At 67.6% G+C, this 22,826-nt stretch carries 26 protein-coding genes and 1 pseudogene; 13 read left to right on the top strand and 14 right to left on the bottom strand.

Features of this window, described 5'->3' with window-relative positions; genetic code table 11:
* Positions 1-66 precede the first annotated feature (66 nt).
* Both AT701_RS32175 and AT701_RS32180 read left to right on the top strand, forming a co-directional pair.
* Positions 67-681, top strand: coding sequence for a TetR/AcrR family transcriptional regulator (locus AT701_RS32175; RefSeq protein WP_036454045.1), 615 nt, complete (start codon positions 67-69; stop codon positions 679-681).
* Positions 678-1,334: an enoyl-CoA hydratase-related protein gene (locus AT701_RS32180; RefSeq protein ID WP_003897976.1), complete on the top strand. Its 657-nt coding sequence runs from the start codon at positions 678-680 to the stop codon at positions 1,332-1,334. Before AT701_RS32175 ends, AT701_RS32180 begins: the two co-directional genes overlap by 4 nt.
* Here the strand turns inward: AT701_RS32180 and AT701_RS32185 are convergent.
* The 6 genes from AT701_RS32185 to AT701_RS32210 form a co-directional block, all read right to left on the bottom strand.
* Positions 1,331-2,233 carry an SDR family NAD(P)-dependent oxidoreductase gene (locus AT701_RS32185; protein ID WP_058127320.1) on the bottom strand — a complete coding sequence of 301 codons (903 nt, stop codon included), beginning with the start codon at positions 2,231-2,233 and terminating at the stop codon, positions 1,331-1,333. The genes AT701_RS32180 and AT701_RS32185 overlap by 4 nt on opposite strands.
* Positions 2,234-2,242: 9 nt before the next feature.
* On the bottom strand, positions 2,243-2,548 hold the full coding sequence (locus AT701_RS32190) for a hypothetical protein (RefSeq protein ID WP_029104230.1): 306 nt from the start codon (positions 2,546-2,548) through the stop codon (positions 2,243-2,245).
* A gap of 67 nt (positions 2,549-2,615) precedes the next feature.
* On the bottom strand, positions 2,616-3,038 hold the full coding sequence (locus AT701_RS32195; protein WP_003897979.1) for a Zn-ribbon domain-containing OB-fold protein: 423 nt from the start codon (positions 3,036-3,038) through the stop codon (positions 2,616-2,618).
* 2 nt (positions 3,039-3,040) lie between these two features.
* Entirely contained in the window at positions 3,041-4,288 is a 1,248-nt protein-coding gene (locus AT701_RS32200) for a thiolase family protein (protein WP_058127321.1), read from the bottom strand.
* An 8-nt stretch (positions 4,289-4,296) separates the two neighbouring features.
* Positions 4,297-6,552, bottom strand: coding sequence for an acyl-CoA dehydrogenase family protein (locus tag AT701_RS32205; protein ID WP_058127322.1), 2,256 nt, complete (start codon positions 6,550-6,552; stop codon positions 4,297-4,299).
* Positions 6,549-7,559 carry an NAD-dependent epimerase/dehydratase family protein gene (locus AT701_RS32210; RefSeq protein ID WP_058127323.1) on the bottom strand — a complete coding sequence of 337 codons (1,011 nt, stop codon included), beginning with the start codon at positions 7,557-7,559 and terminating at the stop codon, positions 6,549-6,551. Before AT701_RS32210 ends, AT701_RS32205 begins: the two co-directional genes overlap by 4 nt.
* A 95-nt stretch (positions 7,560-7,654) precedes the next feature.
* Here AT701_RS32210 and AT701_RS32215 point away from each other — a divergent pair, with 95 nt between their 5' ends.
* The gene (locus tag AT701_RS32215) at positions 7,655-8,224 is read left to right on the top strand and encodes a TetR/AcrR family transcriptional regulator (RefSeq protein WP_058127324.1); all 570 of its coding nucleotides are present in this window, start codon (positions 7,655-7,657) and stop codon (positions 8,222-8,224) included.
* Between the two features lie 2 nt (positions 8,225-8,226).
* Here the strand turns inward: AT701_RS32215 and AT701_RS32220 are convergent, their stop codons facing one another.
* Together AT701_RS32220 and AT701_RS35335 are read right to left on the bottom strand one after the other, a co-directional pair.
* Positions 8,227-8,895, bottom strand: coding sequence for a GNAT family N-acetyltransferase (locus tag AT701_RS32220; protein WP_058127325.1), 669 nt, complete (start codon positions 8,893-8,895; stop codon positions 8,227-8,229).
* Between the two features lie 23 nt (positions 8,896-8,918).
* Positions 8,919-9,074, bottom strand: coding sequence for a hypothetical protein (locus AT701_RS35335; RefSeq protein ID WP_003897985.1), 156 nt, complete (start codon positions 9,072-9,074; stop codon positions 8,919-8,921).
* 202 nt (positions 9,075-9,276) lie between these two features.
* Here AT701_RS35335 and AT701_RS35910 point away from each other — a divergent pair, with 202 nt between their 5' ends.
* Positions 9,277-9,885, top strand: a complete 609-nt coding sequence (locus AT701_RS35910; RefSeq protein ID WP_223495926.1) for a hypothetical protein — start codon at positions 9,277-9,279, stop codon at positions 9,883-9,885.
* Positions 9,839-10,399: a helix-turn-helix transcriptional regulator gene (locus AT701_RS35915; RefSeq protein ID WP_233031945.1), complete on the top strand. Its 561-nt coding sequence runs from the start codon at positions 9,839-9,841 to the stop codon at positions 10,397-10,399. The genes AT701_RS35910 and AT701_RS35915 overlap by 47 nt, the downstream gene beginning before the upstream one ends.
* Here AT701_RS35915 and AT701_RS32235 read toward each other — a convergent pair.
* The 4 genes from AT701_RS32235 to AT701_RS32250 all read right to left on the bottom strand — a co-directional run bounded on the left by AT701_RS32235 (position 10,338) and on the right by AT701_RS32250 (position 14,058).
* A complete protein-coding gene (locus tag AT701_RS32235) occupies positions 10,338-11,525 on the bottom strand; it encodes a Dyp-type peroxidase (RefSeq protein WP_174519629.1) in 1,188 nt (395 codons plus the stop codon). The genes AT701_RS35915 and AT701_RS32235 overlap by 62 nt on opposite strands.
* Before the next feature lie 10 nt (positions 11,526-11,535).
* Positions 11,536-12,030 carry a copper chaperone PCu(A)C gene (locus AT701_RS32240; protein ID WP_058127327.1) on the bottom strand — a complete coding sequence of 165 codons (495 nt, stop codon included), beginning with the start codon at positions 12,028-12,030 and terminating at the stop codon, positions 11,536-11,538.
* On the bottom strand, positions 12,023-13,402 hold the full coding sequence (locus AT701_RS32245; protein WP_011731369.1) for a PepSY-associated TM helix domain-containing protein: 1,380 nt from the start codon (positions 13,400-13,402) through the stop codon (positions 12,023-12,025). The genes AT701_RS32240 and AT701_RS32245 overlap by 8 nt, the downstream gene beginning before the upstream one ends.
* A gap of 113 nt (positions 13,403-13,515) precedes the next feature.
* A complete protein-coding gene (locus AT701_RS32250; protein WP_003897990.1) occupies positions 13,516-14,058 on the bottom strand; it encodes a hypothetical protein in 543 nt (180 codons plus the stop codon).
* 52 nt (positions 14,059-14,110) lie between these two features.
* On the opposite strand from AT701_RS32250, the gene AT701_RS32255 reads away from it, so the two are divergent.
* Positions 14,111-14,803 (top strand): class I SAM-dependent DNA methyltransferase, encoded by a 693-nt coding sequence (locus tag AT701_RS32255; protein WP_058127328.1) that lies wholly within the window; start codon positions 14,111-14,113, stop codon positions 14,801-14,803.
* A 5-nt stretch (positions 14,804-14,808) separates the two neighbouring features.
* Here AT701_RS32255 and AT701_RS32260 read toward each other — a convergent pair whose 3' ends face one another.
* On the bottom strand, positions 14,809-16,476 hold the full coding sequence (locus AT701_RS32260; RefSeq protein WP_058127329.1) for an HNH endonuclease signature motif containing protein: 1,668 nt from the start codon (positions 16,474-16,476) through the stop codon (positions 14,809-14,811).
* 274 nt (positions 16,477-16,750) lie between these two features.
* Between AT701_RS32260 and AT701_RS32265 the strand changes: the two genes are divergently transcribed.
* Together AT701_RS32265 and lipE are read left to right on the top strand one after the other, a co-directional pair.
* Positions 16,751-17,236 carry a peroxynitrite isomerase gene (locus tag AT701_RS32265; protein ID WP_058127330.1) on the top strand — a complete coding sequence of 162 codons (486 nt, stop codon included), beginning with the start codon at positions 16,751-16,753 and terminating at the stop codon, positions 17,234-17,236.
* Positions 17,233-18,462, top strand: a complete 1,230-nt coding sequence (gene lipE, locus AT701_RS32270; protein WP_058127331.1) for a lipase LipE — start codon at positions 17,233-17,235, stop codon at positions 18,460-18,462. Before AT701_RS32265 ends, lipE begins: the two co-directional genes overlap by 4 nt.
* 9 nt (positions 18,463-18,471) lie before the next feature.
* Here lipE and AT701_RS32275 read toward each other — a convergent pair whose 3' ends face one another.
* The gene (locus tag AT701_RS32275; RefSeq protein ID WP_003897995.1) at positions 18,472-18,912 is read right to left on the bottom strand and encodes a PPOX class F420-dependent oxidoreductase; all 441 of its coding nucleotides are present in this window, start codon (positions 18,910-18,912) and stop codon (positions 18,472-18,474) included.
* A 51-nt stretch (positions 18,913-18,963) separates the two neighbouring features.
* Between AT701_RS32275 and AT701_RS32280 the strand changes: the two genes are divergently transcribed.
* The 5 genes and pseudogenes from AT701_RS32280 (at position 18,964) to AT701_RS32300 (ending at position 22,807) form a co-directional block, all read left to right on the top strand.
* Positions 18,964-20,508, top strand: a complete 1,545-nt coding sequence (locus AT701_RS32280; protein ID WP_058127787.1) for an acyl-CoA carboxylase subunit beta — start codon at positions 18,964-18,966, stop codon at positions 20,506-20,508.
* Positions 20,509-20,525: 17 nt separating this feature from the next.
* A pseudogene (locus AT701_RS35465) lies at positions 20,526-20,818 on the top strand (DUF4383 domain-containing protein); the annotation flags it as partial.
* 277 nt (positions 20,819-21,095) lie between these two features.
* Complete coding sequence (locus AT701_RS32290) at positions 21,096-21,494, top strand: heme-binding protein (protein WP_003897999.1); 399 nt, start codon at positions 21,096-21,098, stop codon at positions 21,492-21,494.
* Positions 21,495-21,606: 112 nt separating this feature from the next.
* Positions 21,607-22,056 (top strand): winged helix-turn-helix transcriptional regulator, encoded by a 450-nt coding sequence (locus tag AT701_RS32295; protein WP_058127332.1) that lies wholly within the window; start codon positions 21,607-21,609, stop codon positions 22,054-22,056.
* 82 nt (positions 22,057-22,138) lie between these two features.
* Positions 22,139-22,807: an SDR family oxidoreductase gene (locus AT701_RS32300; protein ID WP_003898001.1), complete on the top strand. Its 669-nt coding sequence runs from the start codon at positions 22,139-22,141 to the stop codon at positions 22,805-22,807.
* The last annotated feature ends 19 nt before the right edge of the window (positions 22,808-22,826 follow it).

The following is a 22,826-nucleotide window of genomic DNA, read 5'->3' on the forward strand; positions in this document are numbered from 1 at the left end:
AGGGTGGCCTTACTACTAGTCAACACGCACCTGGTTACAGAGCATCTGCTCTGTTACGGTGATGTCATGCCACGCCCGCGCATCCATGACCCGGAGGCGATCCTGGACGTGGCAGAGTCACTGGCAGTCCGCTCCGGCCCCGCCGCGGTCACCATCCGAGCTGTCGGCGACGCGGTCGGGGTGTCCAATGGGGCGCTCTACCACGAGTTCGGGTCACGGTCGGGTCTGCTGACCCGCGCGTGGTTGCGTGCCGCACACCGCCTGCAGACCGTGCTCTCCGAACTCGTCGAGGCTGCCGAACCGGGCGCCGCGGCGATCGCCGCGGCCGCCGAGGCGTCGATCATGCTGGCCGAACGCCACCCGTCGTCGGCGGCCCTGGTGCTGCAGACGCGCCGTGACGAACTGATCGGCGCCGACCCGCCCGCCGAGGTGAAGGACACCGAAAACCGATTGGTCGACTTGATGATCCAGCTCGCCGACGACGCCTGGGGGCGGCGCGACGGCGCCGCTGTCGACACCGTCACCACGTGCATCGTCGACCTGCCCACAGTAATTCTTCTGCACCGCAACCGGATTGCCGATCCCACCGCGCGCCGCCAGCTGCGGGCCGCGGTTGCGGCCGTCCTCGAGGTGGGGCCTGCGCCCCGAACACAACGACACCGAGCACAGGAGGCATCATGACAGCGACCCTCGACTACGACGGCGACATCGCGGTCCTCGATCTGGGTGACGACGAGAACCGGTTCACGCCGCAGTTTCTCGACGAGGTCGACGCCCTTCTCGACGCCGTGCTCGAGAAAGGTGCACACGGTCTGGTCACCACTGCCGACAGCAAGTTCTACTCCAACGGCCTTGACCTCGAATGGCTTGGCGCCCACAGCGATCAGGGCGCATGGTACGTCGGCCGCGTGCAGGGCCTGCTGGCCCGGATGCTGACCTTCCCGCTCCCCACCGCCGCGGCCGTCGTCGGGCACGCCTTCGGCGCCGGGGCGATGCTGGCGATGGCGCACGACTACCGCGTGATGCGCGAGGATCGAGGGTTCTTCTGTTTCCCCGAGGTCGACATCCACATCCCGTTCACGCCGGGAATGGCGGCGCTGATCCAGGCCAAACTGACACCGCAGGCCGCGATCGCGTCGATGACCACGGGTCGCCGGTTCGGGGGTGCCGAGGCATATCAGCACGGGATCGTCGACGCCACAGCACATGAGGGCGCGGTGACGACGGCCGCGACGTCGCTGCTCCGCCCCCTCGGCAGCAAGGATCAGGGCACGCTCGGCGCGATCAAGCAGGTGATGTTCGGCGCGGCCGCAGCGGCGCTGCGCAATCCCTAGTAAGGGATCGTCGTGCCGGTCTCGCGCTCGGCGAAATCCACCACCGCCGCCGCGGTCTCGTAATCGCACGCCACAGCTGAGCGGCCGATGAGCACCGGTGCGCCACGCAACCCCAGCCTGCCCTCGACACCGACATAGGAGCCGGGCGGGATGGGTTCGCTGATGCAGTACAGGGTGGGCGCGGCACCCTCGTCGATGCTGGCCGCGAACTTGTCGGCGACGGCAGTGACCCCGCGCTGGACCACCGACATCAGCCGCGTATCCGACACATTGGGCAGGTTCGACGCGACCCACCCGGGATGCGTGAGATGCGTGACCACCGGCGAACGCGCGACGCGTTGCCGCCTGTCCAGTTCCAGGCCCCACAGCATCACCGCGAGCTTGGCTCGGCCGTAGGCGCCCAGCGGTGTCCACCTGTGACGACGCAGATGCATGTCGTCGAGGCGCAGCGTGGCCATCCGGTGGGCATCGGAACCGACGATGACCACCTGCGAACGGACGCGGCCGTGAAGCAGATTCGTCAACGCGAACGGGCCGAGCAGGTTGGTGCCCAGCGTCGTCTCGAACCCGTCCACGGTCTCGGTACGACGCTGCGTCAACGCTCCCGCGTTGTTGATCAGGATGTCGACGTCGTCGATGCCCGCCGCGGTCAGCCGCCCCGGAAACGCACGCACCGACGACAAGTCGGCGAGGTCGACCTCGACCACGGTGGTCGTGCCGCCGACCTCAGCGGCACGTCGCGCACCGAGGTCGGTGTTGCGTACCGCGAGGATCACATGCGCACCGGCACGTACGAGTGCGCGCGTGGTACCCAGCCCGACGCCGTTGGTCGCGCCGGTCACGATGATGCGTTTGTCGCTGAGATCTCCCAGCCGGTCGGGCGACCATGTGCTCGTCACCCGATGAGGTTAACCACCCCAGCCGCGCTGACCGTCCCAACCGCCGCAGATTCCGTTGATGCAGCCGTGGCCCCAGCCGCCCTGCACGGGATTCCAGCCGCCGCAACCGTTCCAGCCGGGGCCGCTGTCGCAGCCGCCGCCACCACCGGCGTCACCGTGGCCGGACGGCGTCGCGAGAATCACCTGGTTGGTGCCGGTCAGGTCGGTGAGCGTCGACGGCGCATCAGCGAGAAGCGCTGCTGTGGGGCCGGCCGCGATCGCCGCCGCGGCCCCCGCTACGAAGACTGACCCCACAAGTTTCCGCATCGTTAGCATGCCTCCATACTCCCCCGATTCCGAAGGCATGCCAAGGACAATGTGTCAGATCACGCCACTTCTGGAGTCATGCGGCGGTGTACCGCAACATCGTGGCGGCCTCACCGGGTCTGGCGTCGGGACGGTCGCAGAACACGGGTTTCACGCGCATTCCGACACGTAGATCGTGCGCTGCCATGTCGACCATCTCGGTCGAAAAGCGCGGTCCCTCATCCCATTGCACGATCGCCAGCAACTGCGGCACCGCATCGGCAAAATGCGGCCCCACGGGTCGGCGCGCCACAGTGTACGAGTACAACGTGCCCATACCGGAGATCTCGCGCCATTCCAGATCGTCGGCCAGTGTCCGCGGGGCAAGGACCCTGGGATAGAAGACGTACTCACCCGACGACGGCGAGTACTGGATCACGATGCGGTGCTCGGCGAGGGCATCCCAGAACGGTGTCGTGGTCGCGGTTTTCACCGGTACCGGGCGATCGAGACCGGTCATGGTCAGTCACCTTCCAGGATCAGTGCGGTCTGCTCGGAGAGGATGCCGCCGTTGCCCGAGACGAACGCGCGGTCACACCCGTGCCCGTTTCGTCCTCCTCGCGTGCGGGACACCTGCGCCGCCCCGGCCCGCCCCATGATCTGGCGCGTCGCGTCGCACACGTGGTGCATCCCACCGGCGAGTCCGGCCTGGCCGAAACCGAGTTGGCCGCCCGCGGTGTTGAGCGGGAAATCACCGCGGAAGGTCAGGTCGTGATCGGACACGAACGCCATGCCTTTGCCTTTCTCGCAGAACCCGGCGTCTTCGAGGCTCAGCAGCACGGTGATCGTGTAGCAGTCGTAGATCGAGACCATGTCCATCTGGTCACGGCCCAGGCCGCTCATGGTGAACGCGGTTTCGGCGGCGCGCCGCATCGGGGTGTCGAGGAGATCCTCGGCGTACGTGGGTGTCTTGAACGGCACGTGTTCACCGAATCCCTTGATCCACACCGGCCGATTCTTCGCCTTGGCGGCGACGTCGGCGCTCGCGACGACCACGGCGGCTCCGCCCACGCACGGCATGACGATCTCGAGCATGTGCAGCGGATCGGCGATGATCGGACTTGCCAGCACGTCCTCGATGGTGAGCGGTTTGTCCTTCCAGATCGCGCCTTCGGTGTGGTTGGCGTTGACGCGTTGGTCCACCACTATTTTCGCCATGGCACGCTCGTCGTAGCCGTACTCGTAGGCGTAGCGCTGCGCGACCTGCCCGTACGGCCCGTTCTGACCGAGGTTGCCGTAGGGAATGTCGAATTCGGCCTGGGGCGAGCCGAACTGGTTGCTCGACGATCCGAAGAACACCGCGTCGGACAACGACTTGGGTTTGAGGTCGGACATCGGGGTGAGGTAACGCGCAGGCAGGGCGCACAGCACGACGTCGCAGATCCCCAGTTCGATGGCTGCGGCCGCGCGCCACACCATTCCCGCCGCGCTGGCGCCGCCGAGGTCCAGCAACTCCGCGAAATTTGCCCGCACGCCGAGGTATTCGGCGACGGTCGACGGCACGAAGATCTCGGACTCGCCGAGGTGCGAGGTGACGATGCCGTCAACCTGTTCGGCTGACAGACCCGCGTCGTCGAGTGCGGCCGCCGACAGCTGTGCCCACTGTTCGAGGGTGAACGGCGCCGGGGAGGCGGTGCTCAGCCGTTCGGGCGGCAGTTCGACGTAGCCGACGATCGCGGCCTCGCCCTGCAGTCCCTTCCGTGGTCGCATGCGGTTCCTTACTTTCGAGGCAGGCCCAGGATCATCTGGGCGATGATGTTGAGCTGAATCTCGGTGGTGCCGCCCCCGATCAGCTCGGCGGGCAGGTCGAGATACGGGGCCACCACTGCGGGCTCGCTTCGCTGTTCGAGTGCCAGGCGCCCCGCGAGCCCGAGGGTGAGTTGGGCTGCGCGACGCAGCATCACGTTGGTGGCCACCTTGGCGATGCTCGACGTCGGACCGGGTGGCTGCCCGTCGAGCAGACGCAGGGTCTCACGCACGCCGAGCGCCTTGAGCGCGTTGGTGTTCGCGTCGACCTCACCGATCGCGTGCAGGATCGGGTCGCGCTCGGTGGTGGCGGTTTTGGCGAGGTCGCGTAACGCCCCCATGCGGTCGATGTGCACGTAATTACTGATCGCGACCCGCTCGTGGGCCATGGTGCTGATCGCCAGTTGCCAACCCGACGTCGACCCTCCGAGCAGCATGTCGTCGGGAACGAACACGTCGGTGAGGAACACCTCGTTGAACTCCGAACGCCCACTGGCCTGCGTGATCTGGCGGACCTCGATTCCCGGTGACCGCATGTCCACGATGAAGTAACCGATGCCACGGTGTTTGGGTGCATCCGGGTCGGTGCGCGCGAGCAGCGCACCGTAGTCGGCGCGGTGCGCCGACGATGTCCAGATCTTGTGGCCGGTGATCTGCCAGCCGCCGTCGACGCGGACCGCGCGCGTGCTCAGCGACGCCAGGTCGCTCCCCGCGCCGGGCTCGCTGAACAGCTGGCACCATGCGAGTTGCCCCCGCAGCGTCTCGGGGATGAACCGGCGTTGCAGATCCTCGGATCCGGCCGAGATGATGGTCGGCAGAATCCATTCCGCGATACCGACCGATGGCCGGATCAGACCCGGACGTCTCGCGAACTCCTCGTCGACGACGAGTTGTCGGCGCACCGTCGCGTCACATCCCCACGGCGCAGGCCAGTGCGGTGCGATCAGGCCCGCTTCGGCCAGGAGGTCACGTCGTGCCCCCGTGACGAACTCCCGGCCATGTCCTTGCGGCGCGTCCTCGCCACCGGTGTCCTCGGGCAGCGCCGAGGCACGGTCGAGAACGTCGGCGACATGGGCGCGGAACCCCGAATCCGCGGTGTTCTCTTCCGGTCCGAGGTCGACCTTCAGTTCCCGAGGCGTCGACAACTCACCCAGTTCGCGCGTCCACCGCGACACCGGCCCGAGCGAGGCGGCCAGGCTCGTCGCGCGCCGCCAGTACAGATGCAGGTCGTGTTCCCACGTGAAACCGATGGCGCCCAGCATTGTCAGCGCTTCGAGCACCAGCCCGGGTGCGGGCGCGACTGCCGTCACGACGGCGGTTGCAACGGCGGCGCGGTGCTGCACCGGGTCGTCGGAGCTACTCAGGGCGCGCACCGCGTCCCAGGCCGCCGCGGTAGCCAGCTCGCTGTTCACCAGCAGCATCGCGGCCTTGTGTTGCATGGCCTGGAAGGTGCCGATGGGTTTTCCGAATTGCTCACGCGTGCGCAGGTGTTTGGTCACGGTCCGCGCGCACCACTGCATGATGCCCGCGATGACACTGGCGGTGAACGCGACGGTCACATTGGTGACATGGTCGGTGTCGACGTCTGTGAGAAGGGCCGCGCCGGACACCGAGTGGTCGTGTAGGTGCAGGACGCCGATGTCGGTGGTCAGATCCGTCGCGGCGCGCGCCTCGACATCGCAGCCGGCGGGATCGATGGCGGCCCAACGCAGTACACCGTCGTCGCCATCGTTGCACCGGAACGGCACCAGCACGCGCTGTGCCGCGAGCATTCCGGACATCACACCGCTCGATCCGGTGAGAGTCCAGGCCTCGCCGGTTCGCCGGCCGACGAAGTCGCAATGCTCGGGCAACGCGACGACAGCCGGTGTCCCGGCGATGATCTCTTTGAAAAGCGCCGTGTCATCGCCGGCGAGCACAGCACTCACCACGGCCGAATGCAGCAGCGGGCCGGGCAGCATCGCAGCGCCTGCGGCCTGCAGCACGCAGGCCATGTCCGCGAGCTCGCCGCCCTGCCCGCCGAGGCGCTCGGGCACGTGTACGACATGAAAACCGTTTTCCACCAGATCAGGCCACCAGACCGGTAGTTGCCCGTCGGCCAGAGCGGCGAGATTCGCCCGGGTTTCGGAGACCGGTGCGTGGTGGGCGGCGAAGCGGCCGAAGGCTTCTGTGAGCTCGTGTTGTTCGGGCGTGATCGCCAGCGAAGTCGCTGTAGGACCGGCGGTCATGTACGCCTCCTCGACGCGAAGAAGCGCGCGGCCTGCGCGATGGACTCTGGTGCCGGGGCGGGTTTCCAGCCGAGTTCGCGCACAGCCTTGCCGTGGTCCATCGGCGGCATGACGTGCATGAGTCGCACGGTCAGCGGGCTCAACCTGGTCTCGCGCCTGCGCAGGCGTGCGACGGCCGAGGACAGGCCCGCTGCCGCGGCCATCACACGGATCGGCACACCACGACGCGGCGGCTCGACACCGACTGCATCGCAGGCGACCTCGTAGATCTCGCGAGCGGACATCATGCGTTCCGAGACGATGTAGCGCTCACCGGGCGTGCCGCGCTCACCGGCAAGGACCAGGGCCTCGGCGGCGTCTGCCACACCGACCGCCTCGGCCTCGGCGCCGTCGATGTAGAACGGCATCTTGCCGCGTACCGCGGCCGCGACGAGCCCACCGTGCGGCGTCGGCTGCCAGTCACCTGGCCCGTAGGTGTTGGAGACACACATCGCGACCGCGGGCAGCCCACGGTCCTTGTGGTACCGGAGCACCAACTGCTCGGCGCGTACGCGGCTGCGCACGTACTCTCCGCCACGGTCCAGCCAGTTGTTCTCGATTTCCTCTGTGGCCGGTCCACTTTCAGGAAGCCCGATGGTCGCGATCGAGCTGGTGAACACGAACCGGCGTACCCCTGAGGCGATTCCGGGTTCGGTCATGACGTCCAGGACGCCGCGCAGGCCGTCGACGTTCGTCCGCCACAGCGGCGTCGCGTCCCGCAACCAGGCGCGCGCGTCGACCACGCAGTAGTACACCGTGTCACACCCGTCGGCGGCGCCGCGCACGGAGTCGGCGTCGAAGATGTCGCCGTGACGGACGTCCACGCGATCGATCAGGTCGTCGATGCCGCGCGTCGAACTCGTCGGCCGGATGAGGATGCGGACGTTCTCGCCGCGCTCCACCAGGCGCCTGGCGACGTGGGAGCCGAGAAATCCGCTGGCCCCGATCACCAGTTTCGTCGCTGTCATAGGCCCTTGCGCTCGTGTCCTCGGGTCATAAACGAGACGGTCCGTCTCGTCTTGTGGCAGAGTACGGGGTGCCACTTTTCGTGTAAAGGCCTGCGATGACCACCGCTGACGCGCCACGCCGGCGCAGTGAGAAGTCGCGGGTGGCCATCGTCGAGGCCACCCGCGCGCTGTTGCTGGAACGCGGCTTCGACGGTCTGAGCATCGAGGCCGTCGCCGCGAAGGCCGGCGTCGGCAAGCAGACGATCTACCGCTGGTGGCCCAGCCGGCCCGCGCTCGTGGCCGACGTTCTGCTCGAGGACGCCGACAAGATCCTGGCGAGGATGCCGAAAACGGACGACGTCACCGCCGACCTCGCGTCGTGGGCGGGCACGCTGGCCGCCGCGCTCACCACACGGCGCGGCCACGCCATGCTGAAGACGCTGATGGCGGCGTCACTCGAACACGAGGACACCGCCGCACGGCTACGCGAAGGGTTCAGCCGGCCCATGATCGAGTCGGTGCGCGACCGGTTGCGCGACGAGGACATCGACGCCGACCACGCGCAGGCCGCCGCCGACGCACTGCTGGGCGCCGTCGTCAACGCGGTCCTGTCGGAGGGGCGCAGCTACTCACGGCAGCGCGCCGAAACCTCGGCGCGCATCATCGTGGCCGGCCTGCGCCCCTGAGTTCAGCGCTGGGGCACGGCACCCGGCGCACGGACCACCATGGGCACCGCCGGGAAGTACGAGGCCATCTCGGAGCGTGACTTGCGCAGGGCCGCAGTGCCGTAGCCGCGCTTGCGGAAGTCCGGGTGGATCCAGATGCGGACGTTCACCTCGCCGCTGACGAGTTCACCGAACACCATCCCGACCTTCTGGCCGCCCTCGACCGCGACGAACCAGGCCGCCTCTTCGGCGTCGACGCGACGCAGCGCCGCGCGAATCTCCTCGTCGAGGTCGGCCGCGGGCGCGCCGGATCCGTCTCCCGAGGCGCCGACGTCGCTGGTGCGGGCCGCGAAGATGTCGCGGTCATCGGTCGCCGAGAAGGGCCGCAGTTCGAGGGTGTCGCCCGCGCTGGCGGGCCGTTCCTGCAGCGTGAAGCTCAGCTGGCTGTTGAGGTCGTCGAGCTCGGCGGCGATCTGCCGGCGCGACTCCTTGGTGATCTGCGCGAACGACAGCCCGATGACAGCCTCGGCCGCGGTGCGCGAGGTGCCGAGCAGATTCGCGACGGCGTCGATCGCGGCGTTGCGGTCCTCGGCGTCGACGATGACGTCGAGCACCTCGTGCCTGCGGTTGAGCGCGCTGAGCAGAGCGTCGGTGATGTCGCGGCGCGCGGCGGCCTTGTCCGGGTCGGTCATACCGCCGAGCGTAGCGGGCACGCTCAGAGTCGGGACATCTCCCGCGACATCAGCGCCGACTCGAAGTAGGTCCACTTCGTCGGGTACTCGTGGTGGCGCCCGTGGTCGTGACCGTCGACGCGATGCTTCTCAAGCCAGCGCGCGAGCACCGTGGGCTTGTGCGGAGCAGGTATCAACATCGCACGCCTCCTTCGCCGGGTGCGGTTCAACATCAAAGTGCCTTGTCAGGCGCTTCTTCTTACATTTGAGAGAACCACCGGGAAGCGCCGTGATCATCCTCAGAACGGATGACTTCGACTAAAATTAACTGTGACGTCAGACACATAGAGGGTCTCCAATGACGGCATCGGCGGTAGTGACGATCGGCCCAGGAGTCGTGACGTGGTCGCGGTCGAGGACTTCTCGCGCCTGATCGCCGGCATCTACGCCGCCGCCGTGACCCCCCACCACTGGGAGTCGGCCCTTCGGGACATTCACAGAACAGTCGGCGGTGACGGCGGCGGGCTGCTCACCGCGCAGGGCTCGATCTGGACCATCCAGAACGCGATCCTGCCGCCCGGTGCCGCCGCGAGTTACTCCCGGTACTACTGCCGGCTCGATCGGCCCATGGCCGAGGTCGCCGCCGGTCCGCGTGACGTCGTGCGGACCGGGAGCGAACTCATCGCCCCGTTCCGGGACTCGGAGTTCTACGTCGACTGGTTGCGTCCGAACAGCATCGAGGACGGCCTGTTCGTTCGACTCACCGACGGCATGCGCCCGTCGTGCGTCATCGTCCACACGTCGGTCACCTCCGAGCCTTTCGCAACCCCGGAACGCATGAAGGCGATGAGCGCTCTGGTTCCGCACCTGCAGCAGGCGCTGTGCACCCGGCGCGCTGAACCACGCGGCGCACACCGAGTCGGAACTCGCGGCCGCACTCGACACCATCGAGCACGGCATCGCCGTGCTCGATTCCCACGGACGTGTGCGCGACGTCAACTCCGCCGGTGAGCGCATCCTCCGCGGCGACGACGGCCTTCGCGTCGTTGCCGGTCACATCACGCCCTCTGCACCGGGTGCAGGCGCCGCCTTCAACCGCGCGCTGCACCTGGCCCTCGAGGGCGACGTTCCCGTCGGGGATTCGTTCGCCGTCGAGAGGCCCTCGGGTGCAACGCCGTTCATCGTCCACGTGGTTCCGCTGCAGGTTCACGACGGACACCGGCGTGCACTGGTGATCCTCGTCGACCCCGCACACGTGTCCGAACCGAGCGCCGTGCTACTGCAGCGCCTGTACCACCTGACCCGCACCGAGGCCGAGGTCGCCCTGCACGTCGCACGGGGTGCCGATCCCAGGCAGATCGCCGATGACCTGTCGGTCTCGATCACCACAGTGCGCACGCACCTGCACCGCGTCTTCCACAAGACCGGCACCCATCGCCAGGTGGAACTGCTCCGAATGTTGCTCAGCCTGCAAGCAATTCCTGACCCAGATACCCCTCCGGGGAACGCACCCCCGGCAGGATGACGAACACCGACGACCCGATCGCCGTCGTCCACTGGTTGAGTGCGTCGAACTGCGCGAGTCGCTGCTGCACCGGCAGGAACTGCGTGTCGATGTCACGCTGATACGTCGCGAAGATCAACCCCGTGTTCGACGTCTGCCCCGGTTCGGGCGCGTCGTCGTAGTTGTACGGCCTGCGCAGGAACCGTTCACCGTCGTGGCGGTGACGCGCCAGTGCGATGTGCGAGTTCGGTGGAATCACCGGAATACCGTTGCGTGCCAATGTGAAATCCGGCTCGTCGGTTTCCCGCTGCCCCGTCAGCGGGGCACCGCTGTCGAGTGTCCGCCCGACCGTGAGCTCCTTGCTCTCCCGGTCCAGCTCATCCCACGTGTCGAGTTGCATCTCGATGCGCCGCAACACCATCAGGGTGCCGCCGGCCAATCCCGGATACACCTCGTCGCCCAGCCACACCAGTTCATCGAACTCGTCGGGCGCCAGGTTGACCGTCCCGTCCACCTGTCCCATCAGGTTGCGCATCGACGTGCCTTGCCGGTCGGCCCCGCGTGCGTTGCGGAATCCGGCCTGGCGCCACCGCTGCACGGCCATCGCGCGGACATTCTTGGTGAGCACCCGGGTGGCATGCGCGATCGACACCGGGTCGTCACCGCAGATCTGCAGCAGCAGATCGCCACCGGACCACCGCTCCTGGAGGCGGTCCGGGCCGAATTCCGGCAGGTCCCTGGCCGAGCGCGGCACGGTGGCCCCCAACCTCCCCAGCAGACCGGGGCCCAACCCCACGGTGACCGTGAGCCGGGCCGGGCGGGTCGCCAGTTCGGGTTCGGTGTCGGCCACCGCGGGCCGGCCCGCGGTCAGACGTGCGGCGTCGACGGTCCACAACCGCAGGATCGCGGCCACGGTGTCCCGCTCGCTGCGGGTGTCCGTGGGTTTCACGTCGAAGGCGAGGAAAACGCCGTGTGCCTGTGGGGCGGTGGCGATCCCGGCCTGGTGCGGTCCGTAGAACGGTTCGGCATCGGTGCCGAACCCGTGGTCGACGACAGCGGAGTTCGCGACGCCGGACGCCGTGACCACCGCGCCCGCGGCCAACGCGGCGGCGCCCCCGGTGAGGAGGCGCCGCCGGTTGACCCTCATCGAGGATCCGTCAGCCACGATCGTGCGGTTTCGCCGGCTGATAGTTCTCCTTGCCGCCAGGGAAATCGCGGACCTGAGCTTGGACCGGCAGCGACGACCCGTCGTCGAACATTACGGTGACCTCGACATCGGCACCCGGTTGCAGCGGCGCGGTCAGATCCATCAGCATGATGTGGTCGCCACCGGGTGCGAGTTCGTGCTCGCCACCGGCCGGAACCGCGAAGCCGGCTTCCTTGGGCCGCATGGTCTTTACGCCGTTCGCGTCGGCCGCGACCTCATGGAGTTCGACCATCTCGGCCACCGGCGACGTCGCCGAGACGATGTGCGCGTCGTGATGCCCGGTGTTCTGCAATGTGCCGAACACGGCCGTCATCCCGGTGTCGGCCGCACTAGCCCAGGGATCGGCGAACGTCACGGTTTGGGCCATGGTGTGTTCTTCGTGTTGTGGTGTGCAGCCCGCGAGGGCGAGGGCCGCGACGGCGAAAACAACTGCGCTGTTACGCATTTTCGTTCTGCTTTCTCTTCATGTATGCGGTCGCGGCGTCGATCACCAGGAATGCCGCGAGGCTCAACCCGAACAGCGGCAGGCACCAGCCGATGACCACGGCCGTCACCGCCACCGCGGTGACGGCCCACCACGGGAGCCTGCGGATCGCACCTCTGCGCGGTGGGCGTCCCACGGCCCACGTCGATCCGCGCGTCGGGCGGCGCTGCCACCACATGCGGTAGCCCTGCACGATCAGGGTGATGAGCCCGATCATGCTGACCGCCAGGATGATCTGGTTGACCACGCCGAACAGCAGGCCCATGTGGGCGTCGATCGTCCAACGGGTCAGCTTGGCCAGTAGCGGCCAGTCCGCGAAGTCGACCCGGTCGGTGACGGCCCCGGTCTGCGCGTCCACGGCGATGGAGTCGTTACGCGTCGGCCAGTCACGTTTGCGTTCCGACACCGTCCACACCGCGCCGTGCTCGGCGGGCGGGTACAGCCACATCGGACCCTTCAGCCCCACCTCTTCGGCGGTGTGCAGCACGGCGTCGGCACCGTCGAGGGTCGTCGGGGCCGTGCCGTGCCCGTGGTGGTGCGCCGGCGCGGAAGCGTCGACACTGGGCGCCGTCGAGTTCAATCTGGCCTGCAGGGTGCTGATGGTTTCCCCGCCGTAGCGCGACCACGTGATGCCCGTGACCGACAACGCCAGCAGCACCGCGAGGACCCAGACCCCGATCACGGCGTGCCACGACATGGCCTTGCGACGCCCGGTCGCGGCGCGGTCGGGAACCACGAGCCGGGAGCGTTTGTCCCGACGCTGCAGAAGCCACAGCGCGAGGCCGGCCAGGGCGATGACCCACATCCAGCTCGCGGCGAGTTCGCTGTAGTGGCGTCCGAACGCGCCGAGATGCAGGTTGCGGTGCAGATCGTCGAACCACGCGCGGATCGGCATCCACTGGCCGTACGTCGTCAGCGCACCCCGCACCTCGGCGGTATACGGGTCGACGAACACGGTGCGTGAGTAGTCCGGCGGCACGTCATCGACGCTGAGCTGGACCTGCGTCGTCTCCGTGGGCTCGGCAGGCGGCCGGATGCTCGCGACGGTGCCCTCGGGATGGGCGGCACGGGCCGCCGCAATCTGATCTGTCAGCGGCAGGCGGTGCTGCCCGATGTGGTCGACGGTCAGCTCATGGCGGTAGACCGTGGCGTCGATCTGCGGGATCAGTGCGTACAGCAGGCCGGTGACGGCCGCAATGAGGATGAACGGGCCGACGAACACGCCCGCGTAGAAGTGCAGCCGCATAAGTAACTGGCGGGCTGCGGCGCGCGCGGTCGGGGGTGATGTCGGTGGTGATTCTGTGCGTGGTCGATCGTCAGGGGTTGTGGTCATGGAAATGCTTTCGCTCAGAGGTTTTCGCGGTTCTCGCGGTTTCGCGCAGGAATGTGCGCAACGGGTAACAGCCCGTCGGTGTCGACGGGCTCACATGAAGCGATGTGCGGGCGTCAGACGCCGGCAGTGAGCGCCTGAGGCGGCGCCCGCATTCCCAGACCGGCACGCAGCAGAACGGGGCGTGCCACAACGACATCAGACGGCCACCAGGCCGCGTCGCCTGCCGGCTCGACCCGGCCGACGGCAAAGAGGCGCAACCAGCTCAGGACGGTCGCGCAGACGATGAAGAGGTATTCGACCGCACCGATCAACAGGCCCAGCCCGACGGCCGCAGCCGCATGCAGCGCGAGCATCGGCGCGCTCACCAGGGCGCCGCCGTGGTGATGGCCGCCGGTCACGGCGAGGATGAGGTGGCCGAGGGCCTGTCCCGATCCCAGCCCCACGATCAACAAGGCCGTCGCGGCCGAGCGGGTGCGCGGCGAGAATCCGCCCACCGTGGCGCCGAGCGTCGCGCACGCGATCAGCAGGATCACCAGCGGGCTGCCCGACGGGGGTACCCCGCCTGCCGCGGTGTGTGCCACTGCTGCGGTCAGCGCCGAGCACATGCCCACCAGACCGCCGCGCAGGTGCGCCGCATGGTCGGTGAGGGTGCTCACCTGCGGAACTTTACCCGGGCGGTTTGCCGGTGTTCGTTGCTGGTCACGCACGGTGGTCGGCGCCCGTGCGGCACTCGGCGGTTTTCGGCTGTCGGCGACCTACCGTGGTGGGGTGTACGACCAGTACGACGTGATCGCCGACGACTACGCCCAGCACTTCCCCGACGACTTTGCGTCCCGACCGTTCGACCGGGCACTCGTGCACGTCTTCGCGGGTCTCGTCCAACAGTCCGGCGGTGGCAACGTGCTCGACGTCGGCTGCGGACCCGGTCAGGCGACCGCCGAACTCGGCGCAGCCGGCCTGCGGACCCACGCCATCGACGGTTCACCTGCCATGGTCTCGATCGCCCGGCGGCGCTATCCCCATGCCCGCTACCAGGTCGCGGATATGGCGTCGCTCCCCTATCAGGATGCGGCGTTCGGCGGGCTGTGCGCGTGGTACTCGATCATCCATACTCCGGCCGACCGCCTTGCCGGGTTGTTCGCCGAGTTCTCCCGGGTGCTCGCCGACCCCGGCTGGCTGCTTCTCGGTTTCCAGACAGACGCTCCTCCTTTGGTTTTCGATGAGGCATTCGGGCACAAGGTCGACATGACGTTCCTGCGCCACAACGTGACCACAGTGCAGGAGGCACTGTTGGCAGCGGGCTTCACCGTGTACGCGACGTCCAAACGCGAACGCCTGCAACACCTGAGCGAAACTGCTGCCCAAGCGTTCGTCATCGCGCACCGAGGCCCGCTTCACTGACGGCGCTATCGAGGTTCGTCATCGTCCCCGGCTGCGTTCTTGCTCGGGCCGTTCCTGTTCTCGCCGCTGTTCCTGTCTCCGTTCCCGTTGTGGCGGTAGGTATCTCTGGTGGTGGTGCTGCTCGTGGTGTCGCGAGTGTTGACGGGCGGGACTTCGGCCTGGTGGTACGGGGCGGTGCGTTGTTGGCCTTGGTCGAGCAGTTCGGGTGGGATTGCCGGCTTTTCGCCGTGGCCATTGACATGGACTGTTCCTGTGTCCGCCCCGGTGTCTGTGTGGTGCTGCTCGCGGTTGTCGCCGTCAGTCTTCTGGTCGCGGTTGATGTCAGCGAGGAGGGTTTCGGGGTGGTGGTAGGTGTTGGTGCGGTGTTGACCACGGTCGAGAAGGTCGGGTGGGATCCATTCGCATTGGCCGTGGTTATTGATGCGGGTGGTCCATTTGTTGGGGGCGTCGCCGACGAGGCGGTTGTCGCAGCCGCAGGCCAGGGCCAGGGCGTCGGCGTCGGTGAGTCCGCCTTTGGAGTAGTCGGTGGTGGCGTGGTGGGCTTGGCAGCGGTAGCCGTTGGCGGTGCAGCCGGGGCGGGTGCAGCCGCGGTCGCGTGCCCAGATGGCCAGACGCTGCCCGGCGGATGCGGTGCGCCGGGCCCGCCCGAGGTAGAGCGGTATGCCGGTGTGTTCGTCGTAGACGGCGAGGTAGTGAAGCGCTTGGGAGGCCAGGCGGATCAGGTTGGGGATGGACAGTTTGGTGCCGCCGGCGGTGATCGCCACCCCGGCGGCTTTTTCCAGTTCTTGCAGGGTGGTGGTGATCAGCAGGGTGGCGGGTAGGCCGTTGATCTGGCCGAGGTCTTTGTGGGCGAGCAGCAGGCGCATCGCGGTGAGCATGGCGTCGTGGCGACGCTCGGGCGCGCCGCGCTCGTCGTGGTCGATTTGTTGTTGTGAGGGTGTGCCGGAGATGCATGGGGTTTGGTCGGCGGGGTTGCACATGCCGGGTGCGGCCAGTTTTTCGTCGACGGGGTCGAAGGTGGCTTTGAATTCGGCGCTGACTTTGCCGCGCAGGTGGTAGGAGCCGTCGGGTTGTTGGGGGCCGAAGGTGATGCCGAACGGTTTGGTGGGTGGGTTGTCGGTGGGGGCGGGCCCGTCCTGGTCCAGCAGGAACACGGCGTGGTCGACGGCTTGGCGCACGGTTTCGGGGTCGGCCCCGATGGCGCCGGTGACCAGTTTTTCTTCCAGCCGGCACTGTTCGGCGTAGGTGACCCAGTCGGGGCATTTGGTGAAGAACTTGAACAGCTCGGTGACGTGGTCGGGGGTCAGGGCGCCGTCGGCTTGGGCGGCGGCGATGTGTTCACGTTTGGGTGCCAAGGCTTCGCCGGTCAGCGACACCCGGGGGCCCAGTTCGGCGGCGTCGGTGCAGCGGCGGCGGGCTTCCTTGACGGAGATGCCCAGGCGGGTCGCCAGCACCACCGGCCAGGATTTGGCGCCGATCGCTGCGGGGGTGGTCTGTTCGCTCAGCGCGGCGATAGCGCGGTGTTCGACGGCGGGGGCCAGGTTGCGCACATCTTGGATGCCCTCGCACACGTCCAGCAGGTCGGCGTCGGACAGGGCGGTGTAGGGCAGGGCGAGCACGTCGCGCATCGCGGCGTGCAGCGCCGCGAGTGCTGTGCCTACTTCCGCTGCCATGCTTCGAACACTAGTTCGAATCACTGACAAGAACCCTCAGTTTGTGACTGGTGTGATCAATGAGCCCATATTGGTCAAAGGTGTTGTTGTACAGCACGTTACAGAAGAACACTCACCGGTCGGCGAGCGTGCGCCGAGTGCTGACACAACCCGGCGTGTCCACCGACAAACACGCACCCTCACGAAGCAAAGTGCGGTGCAAGCACGGAGCAAGGTGCGGTGCAAGCACGGTGCAAAGTGAGGTGCAAAGTGACCCGACCCGTACCCTGGCCCTGTGATCGACCTTCATCCGAACATTGCCCCACTGGCTCCACTCCTGGGCACGTGGGCGGGCCCAGGCGCGGGTGAGTATCCGACGATCCAGTCGTTCGAATACCTCGAAGAGATCACCTTCGGACACGTCGGCAAGCCTTTCCTGACGTACCAGCAGCGCACCAAGGCCCGTGATGACGGGCGGCCGTTGCACGCAGAAGTCGGCTACATCCGGGTCCCGGCGCCGGACCGGGTCGAGTGGGTTCTCGCACACCCCACCGGGATCACCGAGATCCAGGAAGGCACGCTGACCGTCGGCGGCGATCGCATCACGATGGACGTGAAGGCCACCACGATCGGGCTGACGGCATCGGCGAAAAACGTGACCGCGCTTGCTCGTTCGTTCCGCATAACGGGCGACGAGCTGGCGTACACCCTGCAGATGGGCGCTGTCGGGCAGCCATTGCAACACCACCTGGCAGCGACCTTGCGGAGGACCCCCGCATGACCGGCAAGATCTCTGTGCCTGCCGATCTGGACGCGGTGACCACGATCGGCGATGAAGACCATTCGGGTATCGACGCGCGGGCGATCGAGCAGATCTGGGACTCGGTGCGGTACTGGTACCAGTCGGGCCTGCACCCCGCGATCCAGGTGTGCCTGCGGCACAAGGGAAGAGTGGTGCTGAACCGGGCGATCGGCCACGGCTGGGGCAACGGACCCGACGATTCACCGGATACCGAGAAGATCCTCGCCACACCCGAGACCCCGTTCTGCGTGTACTCGGCCGCCAAGGCGATCAGCTCGACGGTGGTGCACATGCTCGTCGAGCGTGGGTACTTCTCGCTCGACGATCGCGTGTGCGATTACCTGCCGGGATACACCAGCCATGGCAAGGACCGCACCACGATTCGTCACGTCATGACCCACAGTGCGGGCGTGCCGATCCACACCGGCCCTCGCCCCGACGTCACGAAGGTCAACGACAGCGAGTACACCCGCCAACAGCTCGCGGCGCTCAAACCCGTCTACCGACCGGGGTTGATCCACATCTACCACGGCCTCACGTGGGGTCCGCTGATTCGCGAGATCGTCTCTGCGGCAACGGGTCGCAATATCCGCGACATCCTGGCCGAGGAGATCCTCGAGCCGCTGAAGTTCCGGTGGACCAACTACGGCGTGCGGCCGGAAGAGGTCGGCCTGGTGGCGCCCAGCCACGTCACGGGCAAGCCGTTGCCCGCACCCATCGCCGCGGCGTTCCGCGCCGCGGTGGGCGGCACGCCCGACCGGATCATCCCGCTGAGCAACACGCCGCTGTTCCTCACGAGCATCGTGCCGTCGTCGAGCACGGTGTCCAACGCCGACGAGCTGTCACGCTTCGCCGAGATCCTGAGGCGCGGTGGCGAATTGGACGGCGTGAGGATTCTGCGTCCGGAAACTCTGCGGACGGCGACGGCTCCGTGCCGCCGGATGCGCCCGGATGTGGCGACTGGCCTCAAACCGATGCGCTGGGGCACCGGCTACATGCTCGGCGGTAAACGCTTCGGCCCGTTCGGCCGCAACACCGAATCCGCGTTCGGCCATACCGGACTGGTCGACATCGCGGTGTGGGCCGACCCGGCGCGCAGCCTGTCGGCGGCCGTCGTCAGCAGCGGCAAGCCGGGCGCACACTTCGAGACCAACCGCTACCCGGCGGTGCTCAACCGGATCGCGGAGCAGATCCCGCCGGGCTGACCGAGCCGTTCAGCGCAACCGCTCGCCGTACACGCGCTGCACCGACAGTTTCATCAGCACCCTGCGGTCGGAGACCATGACCGACCGGTACTCGTCCCAGTCCGGGTGCTCACCCGCGGCCTTGCGGTAGTACTCGACGAGGGCTTCCACCTCGGGACCGTGTGGGTCGGTACCTGGGCCGGTCAGGGTCACCGTGCCTTCCGCGGTCGCCCAGGCCCAGCCGTCCGCACGGGTGACCTCGAGTGCGGCGCGCGGGTCGCGCCGCAGGTTCGCGGTCTTCGCGCGCCCGTCTGTCATGGACACGTAGATGATGTCGGCGGCGCGGTCGTAGTACGGCGTCACCGGCGACAGTTGCGGAAGCCCGTTTGCTTTGATGGTGGCGAGCACCCCGATCCGGGCCTCGGCCAGCAACGAGCGCGGATCGAACGCATCAGATGAGGTGGCGGTCACACTGTGCGCAACTCGTGATCGGCCGCTCCGTATTCCGGGAGGATGCCGGCGATGACCGACGAAGACCTGCGCGACGACCTCGCGGAAGTCCTGCGCCGACGCGCACTCACCCAGGACGACGCACGGCCCGACGCCGTCGAGCGCAGGCACGCGTCCGGGGCCCGCACGGCGCGGCAGAACATCGCCGACCTGGTCGACGACGGATCGTTCGTCGAGTACGGACGCTTCGCCATCGCCGCACAGCGTCAGCGTCGCAGCCTCGACGACCTGATCGCGCGTACCCCGGCCGACGGTCTGGTGGCGGGCACCGCGCGCGTCGACGGGAAGCCGTGCGCGGTGTTGTCCTACGACTACACGGTTCTCGCGGGCACGCAGGGCGCTCTGGGCCATCTCAAGAAGGACCGGCTGTTCGATCTCATCGAGCGGATGCGCCTCCCCACAGTGTTTTTCGCCGAGGGCGGCGGCGGCCGCCCGGGTGACACCGACATCCCCACGGTGTCCTCGCTGGACGTGCGGGCGTTCAAGCTCTGGGCCGCGCTGTCCGGTCTGGTACCTCGCATCGCCGTGGTCAGGGGCCGCTGCTTCGCGGGCAACGCGGTGATCGCAGGCGCGGCCGACCTCATCGTCGCAACCGAGGACACCTCGATCGGCATGGGCGGACCGGCGATGATCGCAGGCGGCGGTCTGGGTGAGGTCGCGCCTGAGGACGTCGGACCGATCTCGGTACAGGCGCCCAACGGCGTCGTCGACATCGTGGTGGCCGACGAGCCCGAGGCCGTCGCGGTCACCAAGACGCTGCTGGGATATTTCGGCGGAACCGTCGCCGCCGGGCCTGAACGTGACCAAACACCGCTGCGCACAATGGTTCCCGAACGTGCCCGGCGGGCATACCCCGTCGGCCCCGTCATCGAGACGCTCGCCGACGAGGGTTCGGTGACCTATCTGCGGGAGAAGTTCGCCCCGGAGATGGTCACGGCGTTCGCCCGCATGGCCGGCCGCCCGGTCGGCATCCTCGCCAACAACACCATGGTCATGGCGGGCGCCATCACCGCGACCGCGTCCGACAAGGCCGCACGGTTCCTGCAACTGTGCGACGCCTTCGGGATTCCGGTGGTCTCGCTCGTCGACTGCCCGGGTTACATGGTCGGCCCGGCCGCGGAGGCCGAGGCGCTGGTGCGACGTGGTTCGCGGCTCCTCGTCGCCGGTGCGGCGCTGACCGTGCCGTTGATCGCGGTGATCCTGCGTCGCGGGTACGGCCTTGGCGCGCAGGCGATGTGCGGCGGAAGTCTGCACGAACCGCTGCTCACGGTGGCCTGGCCGGGTGCGCATCTCGGGCCCATGGGACTCGAGGGGGCGGTGCGTCTGGGGATGCGCAAGGAACTGGGGGCGATCGAGAACGAGGACGCGCGCGAGGAGGCCGTCCGCGCCGCGACGAAGGCCGCCGAGGAGCATGCGAAGGCGCTCAACTCGGCGTCGATGTTCGAGATCGACGATGTCATCGACCCGGCCGAAACCCGGTCGGTGATCATTTCCACCCTTGTCGCGGCCGCACACCACGAACACGCGAACAGGCCCAGATTCGTCGACACCTGGTAGCCAGAAGCCGTTGACTACACGCTGTAGTAGTCGCAGCGCTGTTCCATGTGATCCGTCCGGGCCTGGTGCTGTGCCGGCGCACGTCGTGGTCCGTCGTCTATCTCCTGCTGGCCGCCGTCGGGGGCGCGGTACCCGGCGGCTGGGCGTTGTTCTCCAACCAGGGGCCTACATCTTTGCCCTCCCCGACAACTTCACCGACGCCATCGTGCATCTGGTTACCGCCGCGGTGATGTTCGGCGTCGCCGCGGTGCAGATCCGCAGGGACGGCGGGCTGTATGACTCGCTCGGCGAGCTAAGCCTCAAGAGTTGACGGCGCGCCTTAGCTGACCTTGATTGCAGATAACAATTCGATCACCACGCAGATCACGATCATTTAAGAGCGTCGGACCGACTCTGAGAATCGTCTCGCTGACAGCGGAATTTCCGCGCGAATTGAGGCGTAATTCACGCGCAATGGGTGTAACGCTCCCGCAAAGGTCACCGGCTGCCGATGCAGCGACGTTTTGCTCGCGGCAAACATGGCTACTTTTGATTCGGGCGGGGAAAACAGCCATCGACATCGCGATTCGCGACACGAAGGAATGATCATGAAATTCACTGGAATCACCACACGCCGCGGACTCGCCGGCATCTGCGCTTCCGGTCTGCTCGGGGGCATGGCCGCGGCGGTCATCGCGGCGCCGACCGCATCGGCCGCGCCGGACTGCAGCGCGAGCGGCGTGGCCAACACGGTCAGCATGGCAACCGGTGCGGCCAAGTCGTACCTCGACACCCACCCGGGTGCCAACCAGGCTGTCAGCACGGCGCTGACCCAACCGCGTGACCAGGCCGCTGCGACGTTGCGCGGTTACTTCACATCCAACCCGCAGGAGTACTACGACCTGCGCGGCATCCTGTCGCCGATCGGTGACACGCAGCGCACGTGCAACGTCACGGCGCTGTCACCCGAACTGTCGGCCGCGTACAACGAGTTCATGGCCGGCTGATCTCGCCGGCTGATCTCGCCGACGATCCCCGCAGAGGAACTGCCCGCCGCCCCCGGGCGGCGGGCAGGCCTGACTTTGTGAACACAAGTGAGATCCGCCATATCCTGGTCGGATGGGACGCAAGAACGTCGAGGGTTTCGACTGCTCCGTCGCGCGTAGCCTCGCTGTCCTCGGTGAGCGCTGGACCATCCTGATCCTCCGCGAGGCCCTGCTGGGAACACGGCGGTTCGCCGATTTCCAATCCCGGCTCGGGATCGGGGCCGACATGCTCAGCGACCGACTCTCGACGCTCGTGGAGTACGGCGTGATGACCAAACAGCCTTATCGGGAGCCTGGCCAGCGTCCGCGTGCGGAGTATCTCCTGACGCCCGCAGGGCGGGAGTTGCACGTGCTGGTGGCCGCGCTGCAGCAGTGGGGCGACCGGCACCTGCCCCGTCCCGCCGGTCCGACGATGACACGCAAGGCCAGGCGCACCGACCGTCCGGTGCGGGTCGCGTTCATCGACGATCTGGGTGACGAGGTCCCCATCAACGACGTTGTCAGCATCCCGACCGGTAATTGAGGGAACAATTGCTGGATCATCCGTAGTTCTGGGTCCATATAACCAAGTCAGCCTGTTCGCAGGCCATACCGAGGAGTCAGCCGTGAAGATCCAGGGATCCGTAGCCTTCGTCACCGGAGCCAATCGCGGCTTGGGCCGCCAGTTCGCCGAACAACTGCTCGCCCGCGGGGCCAAGGTCTACGCGGGGGCGCGCAACCCCGAGACCGTCACCCTCGACGGCGTGATCCCGGTACGGATCGACATCACCGACCCGGCGTCGGTGCAGGCCGCCGCCGAGCTGGCGGCCGATACCACCATTCTTGTCAACAACGCGGGCACCACCAGCTACAACGGACTGCTCGACGGCCCGATGGACGACATCCGCGCCCAGATGGAATCCCACTTCTTCGGCACCTTGAACGTCACGCGGGCATTTGTCCCGCATCTCGTGGCCAACGCCCCCGGCGCGATCCTGAACATCGCGTCGATCCTGTCGTGGAAGCACATCCCCGGTATCGGGGCATACGCGGCGGCCAAGGCCGCGCTGTGGGCCCAAACCGATGCTGTCCGTGAGGAATTAGCGCCCAAAGGTGTCGCGGTGACCGGTCTCTACGTGGGGTTCATGGATACCGACATGGCGGCCGGTGTCGATGCGGAGAAGTCCGACCCCGCGCACATCGCCGCGGCCGCCCTCGACGGCGTGGAGGCCGGCGTGGCCGAGGTCCTCGGCGACGAGCAGACCCGCGCGGTGAAGGCGAGCCTTTCCGCCTGAGACCGCATCGCGGAACCGA

Source organism: Mycolicibacterium smegmatis (assembly GCF_001457595.1).
Classification (GTDB): domain Bacteria; phylum Actinomycetota; class Actinomycetes; order Mycobacteriales; family Mycobacteriaceae; genus Mycobacterium; species Mycobacterium smegmatis.